The organism is Candidatus Dormiibacterota bacterium (assembly GCA_035544955.1).
Classification (GTDB): domain Bacteria; phylum Chloroflexota; class Dormibacteria; order CF-121; family CF-121; genus CF-13.
The window spans coordinates 15,019-31,897 of sequence record DASZZN010000042.1 but is presented as its reverse complement, the minus strand read 5'-3'; the positions used below and the strand labels follow the sequence as shown (position 1 = coordinate 31,897).

Here is a 16,879-nt window from a genome sequence, read left to right as displayed (position 1 = left end):
GCCGGGGTGGGGGCCGGGGTCGGCGCCGGGGTGGGGGCCGGGGTCGGCGCCGGGGTGGGGGCCGGGGTCGGCGCCGGGGTCGGCGCCGGGGTCGGCAGGGAGACCGGCCTGGCGGTGGGGCCCATGGCCGTGATCGGGTTCGAGACAGGGCTCAAGACGGCGATGACCGAGAGCGATCCCTGGCCTTCGAGGGTGAGGTCCCTCATGGCATCGGCGACGACCGTCTCCTTCAGCGGTTTGGTGTGGAGTCCGGCGTCCAATCCGAGGTCTGGGCCCAGTTGGGGGAGATTCACCCAGGCGAGCCCCTCGCGGGGTTGCAAGGCTACCAGGGCGATCACGCCGAAGAGCACGACCACCACCGCCGCCAGCCCGAAGAAGCCGGCAAGCGTGCGTCGAAGGTGGGGACCTGTGCCCATCGCAACTCCGATCGTAGGGACGCTCAGTTACAGCGTCCGTTTCCCGGATGGGCACCTGGCCAGGTCCAGCAACGCGCCTCGTAAGGGTCGAGTTCGCGGCCTGCGTTCGAGGTCGCTAGTTGGGGGCAAGGTTGCCCTCGCGGGCGACCGTATGGACGTCCTTGACCGTTTCGAGGCGCTCCATCAGCCGGCTGAGCTGGGTCAGGCTGCTGATCTCCACGGTGGTGGAAATCACCGCGGTCTTGTCGTCGTAGACCTGCACTTCGGCGCCCGTGAGGTTGATCTTGCTCTCGGCGATGACCGTGGCGATGTCGCGCAACAGTCCGGTGCGGTCCCAGGCTTCGATCTTGATTCCGACAGGGTAGAGCTGCCGGCCGCCAGTGTCCCAATCGACCTGGACGACGCGCTCCTGGTTGGACACATTGAGGATGTTCTTGCAGCTCGTTCGGTGCACCGTGATGCCCTTCCCGCGTGTGATATAGCCGCTGATGAGGTCGCCCGGTACCGGCTTGCAGCATTGCGCGATCTGGGTCAGCACACCCCGCTCGCCCTTGACCCGGATCTCACCGGTGGGCTTGAACTGCGGGACCAGCGGAATGAGCGGGAACTCACCGTTGCCGTCGGGCGGCTGGCCGGCCGCCATGTACTTGAGCAACACGGAGTGCGGACTGACATCGCCGTATCCGATGGCGGCGTAGAAATCATTCAGGTCCGTGAATCGAAACTCCCGGGCGAGCTCCAGGATCTTCTCTTCCCCGATCGAGGCGAGCGCGCGCTGCTGCATCCGCCGGAATTCCTTGTCTAGCAGCTCCTTGCCTTTGATGACGTTTTCTTCGCGCCGCTCCTTCTTGAACCAGACCCGGATCTTCTGCGAGGCGCCCGCGGTCTTGACAAAGCCCAACCAGTCGCGGCTCGGCCCGTGCGGGCCTTTTGAGGTGAGGACCTCGAGGATGTCGCCGTTCTGGAGCTGATAGTCGAGCGGCACCATTCGGCCGTTCGCCTTGGCGCCGATGCAGCGATGGCCCACCTCGGTGTGAATCCGGTAGGCGAAATCCACCGCAGTGGCGCCTGACGGCAGTGCCAGCACGTCGCCTTTCGGGGTGAAGACGAACACCTCGTCCCGAAAGACATCGACCTTGACGGCGTCGACGAACTTCTCGGCGTCGAGCACCTCCTTCTGCCAGTCCATCAGCTGGCGTAGCCAGGCGAACCGCTGGTCCATCTTGCGGTCATCCTTGCCGCCCTCTTTGTACGTCCAGTGGGCCGCGACTCCCCATTCCGCGGTGCGGTGCATCTCATGAGTGCGAATTTGGATCTCCATGGGCTCGCCACTATGGCTGACCACGGTCGTATGCAGTGACTGGTAGCCGTTCGACTTCGGCATCGCGATGTAGTCCTTGAAACGGCCGGGAATCGGCTTCCAGAGCGAGTGGATGACACCCAGGGCGCCGTAGCAATCCTTGATCGAGTCGGTCAGCACCCTGATGGCCGTGAGATCGTAGATATCGTCGAACTCCTTCCCCATGGCGAGCTTGCTGGCGATGCTGTAGACGTGCTTCGGCCGCCCGCTCGTCTCGGCCTTGATGCCGACCCCGGTCAACTCGCGCTCGAGGATTTCCTTGATGTCGTTGACCGAGGTTTCCCGCTCTTTCCGCTTGCGCGCGATCTTCTTGACGATCTCGCGATACTCGTCGGGATGGAGCTGCGCGAACGACAGGTCCTCCAGCTCCCACTTGATGTTCCACATGCCCAGCCGGTGCGCCAGCGGGGCGTAGATGTCGAGCGTCTCCTGGGCCATCGCCCGCCGCCGCACCTCCGGGAGGGATTCCACGGTGCGCATGTTGTGGAGCCGGTCGGCCAGCTTCATGAGCACCACGCGGACGTCCTCCGCCATGGCCACGAGCATTTTGCGGACGTTTTCCGCCTGCGCCTGCTCGGGGCTGTGGAAGGAGATCTTCTCCAGCTTGGTCACGCCGGCGACCAGCTTGCCGACGGTCGGTCCGAAGCTCTGTTCGAGATCGGAGATGGTCAGGTGGGTGTCTTCCACCGTGTCGTGGAGGATGGCGGCGGCCAGGGTGTCGCGATCGAGCTGGAGGTCCGCCAGGATGCCGGCGACGCTCAGCGGATGCTCGATGAACTTCTCGCCCGATAGGCGGTTCTGGTCGTGGTGAGCGCTGGCCGCAGCATCGTACGCGCGCGACAGCACGTCGATGTCCTTCGGTGGCAGGTAACTGAGTTTGCTCAGAAGGTCGGCGAATTGCATGACTGAATCCCTATTTCGTTGATGGCGAAATTATCCCCGAACTTCGGGGAATGAATCAGTAGGCCTTTCCCCAGGCCACTTCCATGGCGGCGGGACGGTCGCAAACCGCACAGCGCTGGCCGGCGAGACCGGACCCCGGCAGGATCACGCGGGTGGTGGCGGTCGTCCGGTCCTTGACCGTGCGCTCGTCGTCTTCCCGGCCGCACCACGGGGTGACGGCGAACCCGATCGAGCTCTCGAAGAAACGCACCATGGCGTCGAGCGAATCGAGCCTGACCGTGTGCGCCTCGCGGAATTCGCGAGCTCGTGTGAAGAGCGCTGCCTGAATCTCCTCGAGCATCGCCGGGACGGCGACGCCCAGCTCGCTCAACGGGACGGTTTGCTTGATTCGGTTCAACCGGCGGACAACCGTGGCCTCCGCTTTGGCCAGGTCGCGTGGACCGAGCTCGATCCGCAGCGGAACACCCTTCAACTCCCACTCGTTGAACTTGAATCCCGGCCGCTCGTCGCGCCAGTCAACCTTGACACGGATGTCTTCCAGGTCGGCAAGGACGGGCTGGAGCGCGCTTTCGATTTGGCTCCGCTCGGTATCGCCCCGGAAAATCGGGATGACGATGACCTGCACAGGCGCGATCCGGGGCGGCAATTGCAGGCCGAAGTCGTCGCCGTGCGCCATGACGACGGCGCCTACCATTCGCGTGGACATGCCCCAGCTGGTCGAGTGTGGGTACTGGCGCTCGTTGGTGCGGCCCGTAAAGGTCAGGTCGTAGGCACGGGTGAAGTTCTCACCGAAGTAGTGCGAGGTGCCCATCTGGAGTGCCTTGCCGTCCATCATCATGCCCTCGATCGCGGTTGAGTACTGGGCACCGGCGAACTTCTCACTTTCGGACTTGCGACCGGTCAGCACCGGGATCGCGCACCACTCCTCGGCGATGCGGCGATAGCAGTCGAGCATCTTCGCGACCTCTTCCTCGGCCTCCGCCGCCGTTTCGTGGAAGGTATGGCCTTCCTGCCAGAGGAACTCGCGGGTCCGCAGGAAGAATCGGGTGCGCAGCTCCCAGCGAAAGACGTTGTTCCACTGATTCGTGAGCACCGGGAGGTCGCGGTAGGACTGGATGTAATCGCGCAACACGGTCGCGATCATCGTTTCGGACGTCGGCCGCAGGACCAGGGGTTCCTCGAGGTCCTTGCCGCCTCCCTTGGTGACGAGCTGAAATTCGGGCTCGAAGCCCGCGACGTGGTCCTTCTCTCTCTGCAGGAAGCTCAGGGGAATCAGCGCCGGGAAGTACCAATTTTCGTGCCCGGTTTCCTTGATCAAGCCATCGAGCGGATCCCGAATGTTTTCCCACAGCGCGTAGCCATAAGGGCGAATGATCATGGTCCCGGCGACGGGCGAGTTGTCCGCCAGCTGCGCCTTGCGAACGACGTCGATGTACCAGCCAGGAAAGTCCTGCGACTGCTTGCGAATGTCCTTGACAAAGCCGGATTGTGGCTTGTCGTCGTCAGCCATGTGGCTAAGGAGTATACGGAGCGCCGGGCCGGGCGCTTACGAGGCGAGCTTCTGCTCGTCTTCCTTGGCGATGGCGTCCAGCTCGCGCAGCAACGCGGGCACCAGTTCTTTTTCGGGGAAGGTGCCGACGATCTTGCCGTGCTTGAAGAGGATGCCCTTGTTCTTGCCGCCAGCGATGCCGATGTCGGCGTGCTGGCCTTCGCCAGGGCCGTTGACGACGCAGCCCATCACCGAGACGTTGATCGGCCGCTTGATCCTCTTCAGCGCCTTCTCCACCTCGGCCACCATCGGCAGCATGTCGATCTCGAGGCGGCCGCACATCGGGCAGGCGATCAGGTTGGGCCCCGTCAGCTTTTCGGCCAGCGCGCTGACGATGCCGTAGCCGACCTCGACTTCCTCAACCGAGTCGCCCGCCAGGGAGACGCGGATGGTGTCGCCGATGCCCTCTTCGAGCAGTACGCCGATCCCAACGGCGCTCTTGACCGCGCCGGTGCGGGGCGGACCGGCCTCGGTGACGCCGAGGTGCAGTGGGTACGAGATCTTATCCGCGATCGCCCGGTTGGCGGCGATCATGGTGGGCGGATCCGAGGCCTTCATCGAGACCTTGATCAGGTTGAAGTCGAGCGATTCCAGGATGTGGATGTGCCCGAGTGCGGCGTTGACCATGGCGGCCACCACCTCGTCGATCGGTGGGCGCACACCCGCCCCTTCCTTGGGCCTACCGGGCAGTGACCCGGCGTTGACGCCGATCCGGATCGGGATCTCCCGCTCCTTGGCGCGGCGGGTGATCTCCTTGACCTTCTCCGGGTCCTTGATGTTGCCCGGGTTGAGCCGCAGTCCGTCCACGCCGGCCTCCAGCGCCATCAGCGCTAGCGGGGCATCGTAATGAATGTCGGCGATGATCGGCAGTGGCGACGCTTTCTTGATCTCCACCATCGCCAGGGCCGCCTCCTTGGTGGGGACCGCGACACGAACGATGCGGCAATTCGCATCCTTCAGGCGAGCGATCTCGTTGAGCGTCGCTTTGACGTCTCGCGTGTCGGCCTTGGTCATCGATTGCACCACGATTTCGGCAGCGCCGCCGATGACGACGTCACCGACGCGAACCGGGACCGACTTGCGGCGTGCTTTCATGGCCTCATCTCAACAAGTCGTTATATGTCACCAGACCGATCAAACCAAACAATAGAGCAAGACCGACGTAGTGGACGACCTGCTCACGGGCGGGGTCGACCGGCCGGCCTCGGACCAATTCCAGCACCAGGAAGGCGGCGCGTCCACCATCCAATGCGGGGAAGGGCAGGATGTTTGCCAGCCCAAGGCTGAGGCTGAGCAGCGCGATCACGCCGACCAGCGATAGCGGACCGGCCTGGGCGGCCTTGGCCGTGGTCTTCACGATGCCAACCGGCCCTTCCAGGCCCCGCGGACCGAGCAGACCACCCAATTTCTTGTCGGTCGCCAGCTGGTAGATCCCGCCGACGATCCCGACGATGGAATCGCCCGTGTCGCGCAGCGCCATCCCCGCAGCGTCAACCGGACCGGGCTTCCAGGTGGAGATCGCAGGATGAAAGCCAAGGATGTAACTCCCCGACGCGGGGTCGAGCTTGGGCGTGATGGTCAGGGTCACGGGCTGACCGCCACGGTCGACGACCACCGTCACCGGGGTGTCTTTGGCGGCATCCAGGGCGCTGCGCAGGTCATCGAACTTGTTGATGGACCGACCGTTGACGGAGCGGATCACGTCACCCGACTGCAGCCCGGCGTTGCTGGCCGGGGTGCCGGAGTCGACGGCGCTCACCGCGATTGGGGTTTGGACCTGGGCCGCCCCGACCGTGGTATACACGCCGAAGAAGATCAGCACCGGCAGCGCCAGGTTGAACGCGGAGCCGGCGACGATGACAATGAAGCGCTGCCAGAGCGGATGCGCGTTGAAGCTGCGGGGGCCGGCATCCATGCTGCCATCCATGCCGGCCAGCTTGACGAAGCCTCCGAGCGGGATAGCCCGGACGGCGTAGAGCGTCTCGCCGCGCTGCCAGCCGAGCAGCTGCGGGCCGAATCCCACGCTGAACTGCTCCACCTTGATCCTGGCGAGTTTGGCCGTGAAGAAGTGGCCCGATTCGTGCACGATCACCAGGAGACTGAAAATGATGATGACGAGCGGGACGAGCACGACTGGGCTCATGCCGGCAGCTGGCTCCAGAGCCGGCTGGTACCCTTCGCTGCGGCCCGCACGTGGGCCCGAGCCCAGCGGTCCGCGGCGATGAGCGCGTCGAGCGTCAATTCCTGCACGGGTTCAGCGGCCTCAACCGCACGGGCGACCGAGGGCACGATGTCGACGAACCGTCGCTGGCCCTGGAGAAAGAGCGCGACGGCTTCCTCGTTGGCGGCGTTCAGCACGGCAGGCGCGGTGCCGCCGCGCTCTCCGGCTTCGCGGGCCAGTGCCACTGCCGGATAGCGGACCGCATCCAGGGCCTCGAACGAGAGTTGACCGAGCGCCGCGAGGTCGGGTGCCGGCGCGACGCCGTCGAGCCGGTCGGGAAAGCTCAGGGCGATGGCAATCGGGAGGTGCATGTCCGGAACACCCAGCTGCGCCTTGATGCTGCCGTCGACGAATTCGACCATCGAATGGACCACGCTCTGCGGATGGATGATGACATCGATCCCGCTATACGGGACATCAAAGAGAAAGTGCGCCTCGATCACCTCGAGCCCCTTGTTCATCATGGTGGCGGAGTCGACGCTGATCTTCGGGCCCATCTTCCAGCGAGGATGGGCGAGCGCCTCGGCAATCGTCACGCTCTCCAGCGTTTCGACCGGGCGGCGCAGGAACGGACCACCCGACCCGGTCAGGATCAGCCGGCGGACCCCACGCTCCTTCTCTCCCCAGAGGCACTGCCAGATCGCGCTGTGCTCGCTGTCGATCGGGTAGATCTGGGACCCGTGACGACGCATCCGTTCTCGAACCAGTTCACCGGCCATGACGAGGACTTCCTTGGTGGCGAGGGCGATGTCCTTGCCCGCCTCGAGCGCGGCCAGGGTCGGCGCGAGCGCGGCGCTGCCAGCGGCGGCCACGATCACGAGGTCGACCTCGGGGTCGCGCACTGCCTCATCGATCGCCCGAGCGGCCTGCGCCGCATCGGCTCCGGCGGGATTCGCCAGCAACGCATGGGCTTCTGGATGACGGCGAGCCACGGTGTGGAGCGCGGCGGCATCGTTCCCAGCAATCAGCGCATGCAGCGCAAATCGGTCGGGATGCTGTTCGACCAGGTCGCAGACCTGACGGCCAATCGACCCGGTTGCACCCAGCAGCGCCAGGCGCCGGGGCGACGGACGAGGGGATCTCATGTCTTTAGTTGGGGCTCGCGGGATGCTCCCGCATCAGCTGAAACGCGTTGTCAACCTGAGTCATGCACCCGACCAACTCAGGCGAGGTGCAGAAACGTCACGTAATAGTACACGACCACTCCCACCAGCAGCAGTGAGTCAATACGGTCGAGCACGCCACCATGACCCGGGATCAGGTGGCTGGCATCTTTGACGCCGGCGGTGCGCTTGATCTGCGATTCGACAAGATCACCGACCTCGGCAAAGATGCCGATCAGCAGGCCGAGGATGACGCTGTGCAGAAAGCTGATGTTCAACAACAAACCCACGATGGCGAAGAACACGGTGCTGGCGACAAGCTCCGCGACCGCCCCTTCCACCGTCTTCTTGGGACTGATGCGGGAAAAGAAGCGGTGCCGGCCAAAGCGCAGCCCGGCGACCATGGCGGCGGTGTCGCCGACCCAGATGGCGCCGAAGACGGCGATCACATACCCGAACCCGAGATGGTTGGGATCCGGGCGATGTAAGAAGTACAGCGACAGGTAGAAGCTCAGGGTGAATGCCAGGTAAAGGCTTCCGCCGACGGCAAGCGCCCAGCGGGTGAGGCTGGCTCGCCAGTCGCGCACGAACACCAGGGTCGCCAGGCCGAGCACGGTGGCGGCCGCGAGAAGGAAGGTGACATCCGCCCAGCCCGGCAGCCGGTCCCGAAGGAGGAGGCCGTAGCTGAGGGGGAACAGCAGCCACAGGGGCGCGGGCGCGGCCATGGCGCGGGTCAGGTTCCAGTACTCGATCAGCGCGGCGCCAAGAATGACGGCGATCGCGGCGTAGACCCAGACGGAACCCAGGATCAGGACCGCAAGGACAGCGGCGATCAGCACGGCCGCGGTCGCGATGCGGACCACCATGTTCGAGCGCCGCGCGGCGGCTAGCGGCGGCTCGTCCGGCTTGGTCGCGTCAGCGACCTCGATTGGAAACCTCCTCCGGCCGCGCGCCGAAGCGACGGATGCGCCGCTGGTAGGAGGCGATCGCCTCATCGAAGTCGGCATCGGCGAAATCGGGCCAGAGCGTCTGGGTGCTGTAGAACTCGGAGTACGCCGACTGCCAGAGCAGGAAATTGCTGAGTCGCATCTCGCCGGCGGTGCGGACCACCAGGTCCGGATCGGGCAACCCCCGTGTGTAGAGATGACTCGCCAGGCTGGCATCGTCGAGCGTGGTCAGGTCCGCGCCCTCTCGCGCCAGTTCTCGGATAGCGTCGATGATCTCCTGCCGGCCGCCGTAATTGATCGCAATATTGAGGATCGCTTTGGCGCTGACCCGTGTTCGTTCGCTGGCCTGCCGCATCTGGTCCTGGAGCGCCGGCGAAAGCTCCTCCAGCCGGCCGGAGAAGCGGAGCTCGATCCCACGGCGGGCCAGCTCGTCGACCTCACGCCGGATGGTCTCGGAGAACAAGCTCATCAAGGCATCGACTTCATCGCGCGGCCGAGACCAGTTCTCCGTCGAAAAAGCGTACAGCGTCAGGACCCGGACACCGCGCCGATCCGCCGCTTCCGCGACGCGGCGGATGGTCTCGATGCCGGCCTTGTGCCCCATGACCCGTGGCAGCAAGCGCTCACGCGCCCAGCGACTGTTGCCATCCATGATGATCGCGACGTGCTCGGGCGGGGGCAACTGGCTCACGAGTGGTTCTTGGGCGTCAGACCTCCATGATCTCAGCTTCCTTGCGGGCGGCCATCTGGTCGACCAGACCGATGTAGCGGTCAGCGACCTTCTGCAGTTGGTCGCCCCCGCGCCGCGCCTCGTCGGCCGAGATCTTCTTCTCCTTCTCGAGCGCCTTCATGCGATCCATCTGCTCGCGGCGGATATTGCGAATCGCGATGTGCGCGCCCTCGGCGTAGCGCTTGACCAGTCGGGCGTACTCACGGCGCCGTTCTTCGTTCAGGGGCGGAATCGGCACACGGATCAGCTGGCCGTCGTTGCCCGGGTTCAGTCCGAGCTCCGATTTCTGGATCGCTTTCTCCACGGCGCCGATGATCGTCCGGTCCCATGGCTGGATGATGATCAAGCGCGCCTCCGGGACGGTAATCGTGGCGAGCTGGTTCAACGGTGTCGGATTCCCGTAATACTCCACGGGGAGCTTGTCCACCAGTGACGGGCTGGCTCGCCCGGTGCGGATGGTCAGGATCTCCTTGCCCAGGGCCTCCAGGCTCTTCTGCATCTTGGTCTCGGCGTCCTTGACGTTCGCTTCGATCATTCGGGTGCCCCCACGATCGTGCCGATCGGCTTGCCACCGACCACGCCTTCCAGGTTGCCGGCATGCGACAGGTCGAAAACGATGATCGGGATGTTGTTCTCCCGACAAAGGGTAACGGCAGTGTGGTCCATCACGCGCAGGTCTTTGTTGATCAGATCGAGGTAGTCGAGCCGGGCGAAGCGCTTCGCCTTGGGATTGGTGACAGGGTCGGCATCGTAGATGCCGTCGACCTTGGTCGCCTTGAGGACGACCTCGGCCTCGATCTCGACGGCGCGCAGGGCGGCGGTCGTATCGGTACTGAAGTAGGGATTGCCGCTGCCGGCGGCGAGGATGACGACGCGGCCCTTCTCCAGGTGGCGGACCGCGCGCCGCCGGATGTAGGGCTCCGCGATCTGGTGCATGCTGATCGCGGTCTGCACCCGAGTCGGCTGGCCCCTGTTCTCCAGGGCGTCCTGCAGCGCCAGCGCGTTGATCACCGTGCCGAGCATACCCATGTAATCGGCTGTGACCCGGTCCATCCCGCGCTTGCTCGCCGCATCGCCGCGAATGATATTGCCGCCACCCACCACGATCGCGAACTGGGTGTTGTACAGGTTCTTGACGGCGATGATGTCCTCAGCGATCTCGTTGACCACATCCGGATCGATGCCGAAGGCGGCTTTTCCGGCGAGACCCTCGCCTCCTAGCTTGAGGAGCACCCGTTTGTAGCGCGGCAGAGCCGACGGTTTGATCACTGCATGACGTGGTTGGACTAGCTGGCTTCTCCGACCTTGAAACGGGCGAAACGGGAAATCGTTATGTTTTCGCCGAGCTTCGCGATCGCTTCCTTGAGCATCTGGTCCACCGTCCGCTTATCATCCTTCGCCCATGCCTGGTCGAGCAGGACCTCCCGCTTGTAGAAATCGTTGATCTTGCCCTGGATGATCTTCTCGATGACGGCCTCCGGCTTCTTCTGTTCCCGGGCCTGCCCCTCGAAGATGGCGCGCTCTCGGTCGAGCACGTCCTTCGGCACGTCCTCGCGGCGAAGGTAGTGCGGCTCCGCCGCCGCGATGTGGACGGCGACCTCGTGCGCCAGGTGGCGGAACTCATCGTTGCGCGCCACGAAGTCGCTCTCGCTATTCAGCTCCAGCAGGACGCCCAGCTGGTGGTTGTGATGGACGTAGGTGGCGATGATGCCCTCACGCGCGGCGCGGGTCGCCTTGGCACCGGCCTTGGCGATGCCCTTCTGGCGCAGCCAGTCCTTGGCTTTCTCGAGGTCGCCGTTGGTCGCTTCGAGCGCGCGCTTCGAGTCCATCATCCCCGCGCCCGTCGCTTCGCGCAGCGCCTTGACCTGCTCTGCCGGAATGGTGGCCATGGCTATTTCTCGTCGTCCAGGGCTTCGTCCTCGTAGAACTCGGCCTCGTTTACGGTTGGCATGCCAGCGAAGCTCTTCTCCTCTTCGTCCTCTTCTTCCACTCCAAATTCGATCCCGGTGACCGGCACCTCCGGCGCGGCGGCGAGCTCCTCGGGACTGATCAGCTGGCGCGCCTCGAGGGCCGCGTCGGCAATCTTCGAGGTGATCAGCTTGACGGCGCGGATGGCGTCGTCGTTCCCGGGGATCACGTGGTCGATCTCGTCCGGGTCACAGTTGGAGTCCGTGATCGCGACGATGGGGATGCCGAGCTTGCGTGCTTCGGTGATGGCGATGTGCTCCTTGCGCGGGTCGACGACGTAGACGGCCCCCGGGAGGCGCTTCATCTCCGCCATCCCACCGAAGAAGCGCTCGAGCCGCTGGTATTCCTCTTCCAGCTGGGTGATCGCCTTCTTGCTGCCGGTGAATCCGCCGTTATTGCGGATGGCCCGGAGGCTGTTGAGGCGGTCGATCTGGCGCCGCATGACGGTGAAGTTGGTCAGCATGCCGCCCATCCAGCGGTGGTTGACGAAGGGCATGCCCGAGCGGCGGGCCTCCAGCTCGATCGATTCCTGGGCCTGTTTCTTCGTGCCGATGAAGAGCACCAGGCGGCCACCGCCGACGACCTCCTTGACCCAGTTGGAGGCGTCGTCGAGCAGCTTGACGGTCTGCTGAAGGTCGATGATGTGGATCCCGTTACGAGCGGTGAAGATGTACCGCTTCATCTTCGGATTCCAGCGGCTGGTCTGATGGCCGAAGTGGACACCAGCTTCGAGGAGTTGCTTGAGCGTCACGAGTGGCATGCGAAAACGACCTCCTGTTTGTACTTCCGCCTCCGTCACCCGGCCGCCGGACCTGCGTGCAGGCAACCCGTGGCCGTCGAGAGACGTGCTTATTTGCTCGCCAAAGTATAGCCGCTGCGCGCGAGATTGAAACCCGGGCTACGCGGCGGGAACCGTCGGCTTCTTCGCTCGCGGGCTGCGGGGACGGGCGCTGGTGCGGGCGGCCCGCTCCGGTTTACAGGTGGGATAGTCCGAGCAGCTCTTGAACTCCCCGTACTTTCCCTGGCGCAGTACCTGCGGCTTCCCGCAACGCGGGCAGGGATCGTCCATCAGCAGCTCACTGGGGGCGGGCGGCGTGATCACTCGCTTGCCGCCTTCGATGAAGCGACAGTCGGGATAGCCTGAGCAGCCGACGAAGCTCCCAAAGCGCCCCTTGCGGTTGAGCAGCGGCTTGCCACAGTTCGGGCAGACGCGGCCCTCGATTACGTCAGCCGGGTTGATCTCGCGCTTCACGTAGCGGCATTTCGGATAACCGGAGCAGGCGACGAAGGGGCCACGTTTTCCGATGCGCGTGACCAGCGGCTTGCCGCATTTCGGGCACATCTCGCCGGTCGGTTCCGGGGGCGGTGCCTTCTCCTGGCCCTCGCGACCCTGGATGTAATCGCACTCGGGATAGAGGGAGCAGCCGACGAATTCGCCGAGTTTGCTCATGCGGTGGACGAGACGGCCGTTGCGTCCTTCTTGCTTGCACTTCGGGCAGTCCTCGCCGGTCTCCCGCATGGGGACCTTGATGCGCGCCGTGGCCTCGGCTTTGGTCAGCGTCTTGGAGAACGGGGCGTAAAACTCGCGGACGATGGGCACCCACTTGCGCCGCCCCTCCTCGACGTCATCGAGCTCCTCCTCCATCCCGGCGGTGAAGGTGACGTCGACGATGTCCGCAAAATGCTCCACTAGCCAGGCGTTGACCGTCGTGCCCAGGTCGGTTGGGGAAAGCCGGCGCTCTTCTTGCTTGACGTAATGGCGCGTCTGAATGACCTCGACGGTCGGCGCAAAGGTGCTCGGCCGGCCGACGCCCAGCTCCTCGAGCGCCTTGATCAAGGAGGCTTCCGTGTAGCGCGGCGGCGGCTGCGTGAAGTGCTGCTCCGGCTTAAGCTCCCGCAGGTTGAGAGCCTCGTCGACGGCCAGCGCCGGCAGCTCCTTCTCCTCGTCGTTATCGCTATCGCGCTCCCAGACGCGATAGAAGCCATCGAAGACCAGCACCGAGCCGTTCGCCCGGAAGAGGTAGTCAGCGGCGCCGATATCGACGCGCGTTTGGGCGAAGCGCGCCGCAGACATCTGGCTGGCCGTGAAGCGCTGCCAGATCAACCGATACAGCCTGAGCAAGTCGGGCGTGAGATAGGCGCGGAGCGAATCCGGTGTGCGTTCGACGTCGGTCGGCCGGATCGCCTCGTGCGCATCCTGGACCGGGCCCTTGGCCTTGAACTCCACCTTGTCGCGGCGAGCATAGGTCGGCCCGTACTGCTCGGTGATGAAGCGTCGAGTCGCCGTGCTCGCATCGTCGGAGATGCGGAAGGAGTCGGTACGCATGTACGTGATCAGGCCCACCGGCCCCTGGCTGCCGAGCTCGACACCTTCGTAGAGCTGTTGCGCCAGGCTCATCGTCCGGTTCGGCTTCATCCGCAGCCGGTTCGATGCATCCTGTTGCAGCGTGCTCGTTTTGTATGGCGGCGGCGAATTCCGCATGCTGTCTTTGGTCTCAATCGAGAGCACCTTGTAGCTGGCGCCTTCGAGCTGCGCCACGATCTCATTGACCTGGCCTTCTTCGGTGAGGTCCAGCTTTTCCTCGCTGCCCAGCTTGCTATGCAGACGCGCGCCGAAGATGCGTTGCGGGAGGTCGATCTTGGAGAGCAGCGCGTCGAGCGTCCAGGATTCGACCGGAACGAACTTCTCGATCTCCTCTTCCCGCTCGCAGACCAACCGGACCGCGACCGATTGCACGCGGCCCGCGCTCAGGCCCTTTCGAATCTTCTTCCAGAGCAAGGGGCTCAGCTTGTAGCCGACCAGCCGGTCGATCACCCGACGAGCCTGCTGCGCGTCGACGAGATCCTGATTCATCGGACGCAGCGCCTTGAGCGCCTTTTCCACGGCACCGGGCGTAATCTCATGCAACTCGATCCGCTGTGGGTCCTTCAGGTTGAGAACGTGCGCAAGATGCCAGGCGATCGCCTCGCCCTCGCGGTCTGGGTCGGAGGCCAGAAGGACTTCGGACGCGCCCTTGGCGGCGGCCTTCAAATCCTTGATCGTCGATTCCTTGCCGGGGATCGTCACGTATTCCGGCTTGAAGGAATGCTCGATGTCGATCCCAAGCGTGCTCTTCGGCAAGTCGCGCACGTGACCCATCGAGGCGCGTATGTCGTATTTGGCACCAAGAAACCGGCCAAGCGTTTTGGCCTTCGCAGGGGATTCAACGATGATCAGTGGGTTTGCCATGTCAGACTCGTGATGCGCGGGTGACCGCTCCGCAGTCGCCGATTATATAGCCGCTCATTTCCAACAATGTCAAGCGCCGACTCACTTCCTTGACGTCAAGGTTCATCATGGTCGCCAGGTCATCATGATGGCGGGGTTCTACCCAATCAAGCAACTCCCAAACGGCAAACAGCTCGGGTTCTTGCGGTCCTGAATCCGCGCGCGTACGCGCACGTGTGTGCGCGCGTACACGCGCCTGCGCTCGCGCGCGTGCGCGCGCGAGATCAGCGAACTCCTCCAGCACGTCCTCAACCGTTTGCACCAGCTTGGCTCCGTCTTTGATGAGCTGGTGTCCACCGATGGCGAGCGGATTCTCGATACTGCCCGGGACGCAAAACACCTCGCGTCCTTGCTCCCCCGCCATGCGAGCCGTGATCAGTGCGCCACTTCGCTGCGCCGCCTCGACCACCACAACGCCGAGGCTGAGGCCGCTGATGATCCGATTGCGAACCGGGAACCGTCCGGGCAAAGGCAGGGTGCCGTTCTCGGCCTCGGTAATAACCGCACCGGACGCCGCGATCTCCCGCGCCAGCTCCGCGTGCTCGGGAGGATAGATCCGGTCGAGCCCGGTCGCCATCACGGCCACGGTTGGACTCCTCCCCTCCAGCGCACCGCGATGGGCCGCCGCATCAATGCCGCGGGCCAGCCCGCTGACGACCACCACTCCGGCGTCCGAGAGGTCGCGCGCCAGCCGGTGGGCGGCGCGCCGGCCGTATGGTGTCGCACGCCGCGAGCCGACGATGGCGATCATCGGCTCGGATGGCAGCTGCCCATTGACATAAAGGCGCGGCGGCGGGTCATGAATCTGCTTCAGCAGCGCTGGATAATCCGGATCCGTGAGCCAGACGACGCCCGTCCCCCGGTGGGGGCTCATCCGCTCTCGCGGTACTGCAGCGCCTCGGCGACCTGCGCCTCCTCGGTCGCGACGCGTCCGTCTAGGTCGGCGATGGTTCGGGCGACGCGCTGGACTCGATGGACCGCGCGACCGCTGAGCTGCAGCCTCTCGGCGGCGGCCTCCAGCAACGCCTGACCTTGGGCATCGAGCGGGGCGTCGCGGCGGAGCTGCAGGCCCGTGAGCGCGCCGTTCCATGGGCCCTGCGGCCGGCGCTCCCGCTGGCGTCCCCGCGCGGCCATCACTCTGTCCCGAACGTCAGCGCTCGATTCAGCGAGAACGGTGGTCCGCAGCAGCTCGCCGGCCGGCTGTCGCGGCACCATCACCTGCAGATCAATCCGGTCTCGGATCGGTCCCGACAGCCGCGCGCGGTATCGCTGACGTTCCAGCGGCGTGCACTCGCACAGCCTGCGCGGGTCGCCGGCGAAGCCACAGGGACAAGGATTCGAGGCGGCGACCAGGATGAAGCGAGCCGGGAGGACGGCGTGCCCACGCGAGCGCGCCACCGCGAGCCGGCCCTCTTCGAGCGGCTGCCGCAGCGCCTCGAGCGCGTCCCGTCGAAACTCCGTGATCTCATCCATGAACAACACGCCGCGATGGGCGCGCGTGACTTCGCCGGGCCGGGGGGCTGCACCGCCACCACCCACAAGAGCAGCCGGCGAGATGCTGTGATGGGGAGCCCGAAAAGGCGGGACCTCGAGCAGGCCGGCGCCGGCCGGCAGCATGCCCACACATGACGCGATCGACGTGACCTCAACGGCTTCGCGCCGGCTCAGCGGAGGCAGAATACCCGGAAGAGCCCGGGCGAGGAGCGTCTTGCCAGTCCCCGGTGGACCCACCAATAAAAGATGATGCGCTCCCGCGGCGGCCACCTCCAGAGCGCGCTTGGCGTACGGCTGACCGTAGATGTCGGCCAGGTCGACGTCAGCCGGTGGAGTGGGCGAGGGCGGTGTGGCAGCCGAAGACACCTCCAGTGGCGCACCCGCTTCCCAATGGGCTTTGAGCTGCCGGAGGTGGTTGACACCCAGTACCGTCGCGGCGGTAGCGATCCTCGCCTCGGCCACGTTGGCAACGGGCACGTAGAAGCGCCGCACGCCAAGGCGATCGAGGTGGGCGACGATCGCCAGCGTGCCGCGGATGGGTCGTAGCGACCCGTCCAGTGCGAGCTCACCCAGCCACGCGGCGTCGCCCGGAAGGCCTCGCTCCTCGCACGCGTTGACGATGGCCGCCGCCATCGCCAGGTCGAAGCCACTCCCCTCTTTGGGCAACTGCGCCGGTGCGAGATTGATGGTCACCTTCCGGCCGGGGAATTCAAAGCCGCTGTTGTTGATGGCGATCTTCACGCGCTCACGGGCTTCCTGGAGCGAACGATCGCCGAGTCCTACGATGTGAAACCCGGGGAGGCCGTCGGCAATGTTCGCCTCCACCTCAACCCGGACACCGTCGAGGCCGAAGACCGTCCCGGAAAGGGCCCTGGCCAGCACCAGGGTCGATATTACACTAGTTTGTGTAACTGCGCTGG

The 16,879-nt window shown here is 65.0% G+C and carries 15 protein-coding genes; all 15 read right to left on the bottom strand.

Annotation, left to right across the window (positions count from 1 at the left end):
• Window positions 1–416, bottom strand: a 416-nt coding sequence (locus VHK65_15535; protein HVS07560.1) for a hypothetical protein, incomplete at its 3' end; no start/stop codon positions are given.
• A gap of 115 nt (window positions 417–531) precedes the next feature.
• Complete coding sequence (locus VHK65_15530) at window positions 532–2,679, bottom strand: bifunctional (p)ppGpp synthetase/guanosine-3',5'-bis(diphosphate) 3'-pyrophosphohydrolase (GenBank protein ID HVS07559.1); 2,148 nt, start codon at window positions 2,677–2,679, stop codon at window positions 532–534.
• Window positions 2,680–2,734: 55 nt separating this feature from the next.
• Window positions 2,735–4,189 carry a proline--tRNA ligase gene (gene proS / locus VHK65_15525; GenBank protein HVS07558.1) on the bottom strand — a complete coding sequence of 485 codons (1,455 nt, stop codon included), beginning with the start codon at window positions 4,187–4,189 and terminating at the stop codon, window positions 2,735–2,737.
• A 36-nt stretch (window positions 4,190–4,225) separates the two neighbouring features.
• Window positions 4,226–5,323, bottom strand: coding sequence for a flavodoxin-dependent (E)-4-hydroxy-3-methylbut-2-enyl-diphosphate synthase (ispG, locus tag VHK65_15520; protein ID HVS07557.1), 1,098 nt, complete (start codon window positions 5,321–5,323; stop codon window positions 4,226–4,228).
• Window positions 5,324–5,327: 4 nt separating this feature from the next.
• Window positions 5,328–6,371: a M50 family metallopeptidase gene (locus tag VHK65_15515; protein HVS07556.1), complete on the bottom strand. Its 1,044-nt coding sequence runs from the start codon at window positions 6,369–6,371 to the stop codon at window positions 5,328–5,330.
• Entirely contained in the window at window positions 6,368–7,534 is a 1,167-nt protein-coding gene (gene dxr / locus VHK65_15510; protein HVS07555.1) for a 1-deoxy-D-xylulose-5-phosphate reductoisomerase, read from the bottom strand. Before dxr ends, VHK65_15515 begins: the two co-directional genes overlap by 4 nt.
• A gap of 77 nt (window positions 7,535–7,611) precedes the next feature.
• Window positions 7,612–8,418, bottom strand: a complete 807-nt coding sequence (locus VHK65_15505; protein ID HVS07554.1) for a phosphatidate cytidylyltransferase — start codon at window positions 8,416–8,418, stop codon at window positions 7,612–7,614.
• A 49-nt stretch (window positions 8,419–8,467) separates the two neighbouring features.
• The gene (uppS, locus tag VHK65_15500; GenBank protein ID HVS07553.1) at window positions 8,468–9,190 is read right to left on the bottom strand and encodes a polyprenyl diphosphate synthase; all 723 of its coding nucleotides are present in this window, start codon (window positions 9,188–9,190) and stop codon (window positions 8,468–8,470) included.
• 16 nt (window positions 9,191–9,206) lie between these two features.
• Window positions 9,207–9,764, bottom strand: a complete 558-nt coding sequence (gene frr, locus VHK65_15495; protein ID HVS07552.1) for a ribosome recycling factor — start codon at window positions 9,762–9,764, stop codon at window positions 9,207–9,209.
• Window positions 9,761–10,498, bottom strand: a complete 738-nt coding sequence (gene pyrH / locus VHK65_15490; protein HVS07551.1) for a UMP kinase — start codon at window positions 10,496–10,498, stop codon at window positions 9,761–9,763. The genes frr and pyrH overlap by 4 nt, the downstream gene beginning before the upstream one ends.
• Window positions 10,499–10,515: 17 nt before the next feature.
• The gene (tsf, locus tag VHK65_15485; GenBank protein HVS07550.1) at window positions 10,516–11,118 is read right to left on the bottom strand and encodes a translation elongation factor Ts; all 603 of its coding nucleotides are present in this window, start codon (window positions 11,116–11,118) and stop codon (window positions 10,516–10,518) included.
• A 2-nt stretch (window positions 11,119–11,120) separates the two neighbouring features.
• Entirely contained in the window at window positions 11,121–11,957 is an 837-nt protein-coding gene (rpsB, locus tag VHK65_15480; protein HVS07549.1) for a 30S ribosomal protein S2, read from the bottom strand.
• A 138-nt stretch (window positions 11,958–12,095) separates the two neighbouring features.
• Window positions 12,096–14,426: a type I DNA topoisomerase gene (gene topA, locus VHK65_15475; GenBank protein ID HVS07548.1), complete on the bottom strand. Its 2,331-nt coding sequence runs from the start codon at window positions 14,424–14,426 to the stop codon at window positions 12,096–12,098.
• A gap of 1 nt (window position 14,427) precedes the next feature.
• Complete coding sequence (gene dprA / locus VHK65_15470) at window positions 14,428–15,339, bottom strand: DNA-processing protein DprA (GenBank protein ID HVS07547.1); 912 nt, start codon at window positions 15,337–15,339, stop codon at window positions 14,428–14,430.
• A complete protein-coding gene (locus tag VHK65_15465; protein HVS07546.1) occupies window positions 15,336–16,841 on the bottom strand; it encodes a YifB family Mg chelatase-like AAA ATPase in 1,506 nt (501 codons plus the stop codon). The genes dprA and VHK65_15465 overlap by 4 nt, the downstream gene beginning before the upstream one ends.
• Window positions 16,842–16,879 lie beyond the last annotated feature (38 nt).

Excerpts from the sequence above, each read along its gene's own strand:
- VHK65_15530 (HVS07559.1), bottom strand. The coding sequence starts at position 2,679 with ATGCAATTCGCCGACCTTCTGAGCAAACTCAGTTACCTGCCACCGAAG.
- proS (HVS07558.1), bottom strand. The coding sequence starts at position 4,189 with ATGGCTGACGACGACAAGCCACAATCCGGCTTTGTCAAGGACATTCGC.
- ispG (HVS07557.1), bottom strand. The coding sequence starts at position 5,323 with ATGAAAGCACGCCGCAAGTCGGTCCCGGTTCGCGTCGGTGACGTCGTC.
- VHK65_15515 (HVS07556.1), bottom strand. The coding sequence starts at position 6,371 with ATGAGCCCAGTCGTGCTCGTCCCGCTCGTCATCATCATTTTCAGTCTC.
- dxr (HVS07555.1), bottom strand. The coding sequence starts at position 7,534 with ATGAGATCCCCTCGTCCGTCGCCCCGGCGCCTGGCGCTGCTGGGTGCA.
- VHK65_15505 (HVS07554.1), bottom strand. The coding sequence starts at position 8,418 with ATGGTGGTCCGCATCGCGACCGCGGCCGTGCTGATCGCCGCTGTCCTT.
- frr (HVS07552.1), bottom strand. The coding sequence starts at position 9,764 with ATGATCGAAGCGAACGTCAAGGACGCCGAGACCAAGATGCAGAAGAGC.
- tsf (HVS07550.1), bottom strand. The coding sequence starts at position 11,118 with ATGGCCACCATTCCGGCAGAGCAGGTCAAGGCGCTGCGCGAAGCGACG.
- rpsB (HVS07549.1), bottom strand. The coding sequence starts at position 11,957 with ATGCCACTCGTGACGCTCAAGCAACTCCTCGAAGCTGGTGTCCACTTC.
- topA (HVS07548.1), bottom strand. The coding sequence starts at position 14,426 with ATGGCAAACCCACTGATCATCGTTGAATCCCCTGCGAAGGCCAAAACG.
- dprA (HVS07547.1), bottom strand. The coding sequence starts at position 15,339 with ATGAGCCCCCACCGGGGGACGGGCGTCGTCTGGCTCACGGATCCGGAT.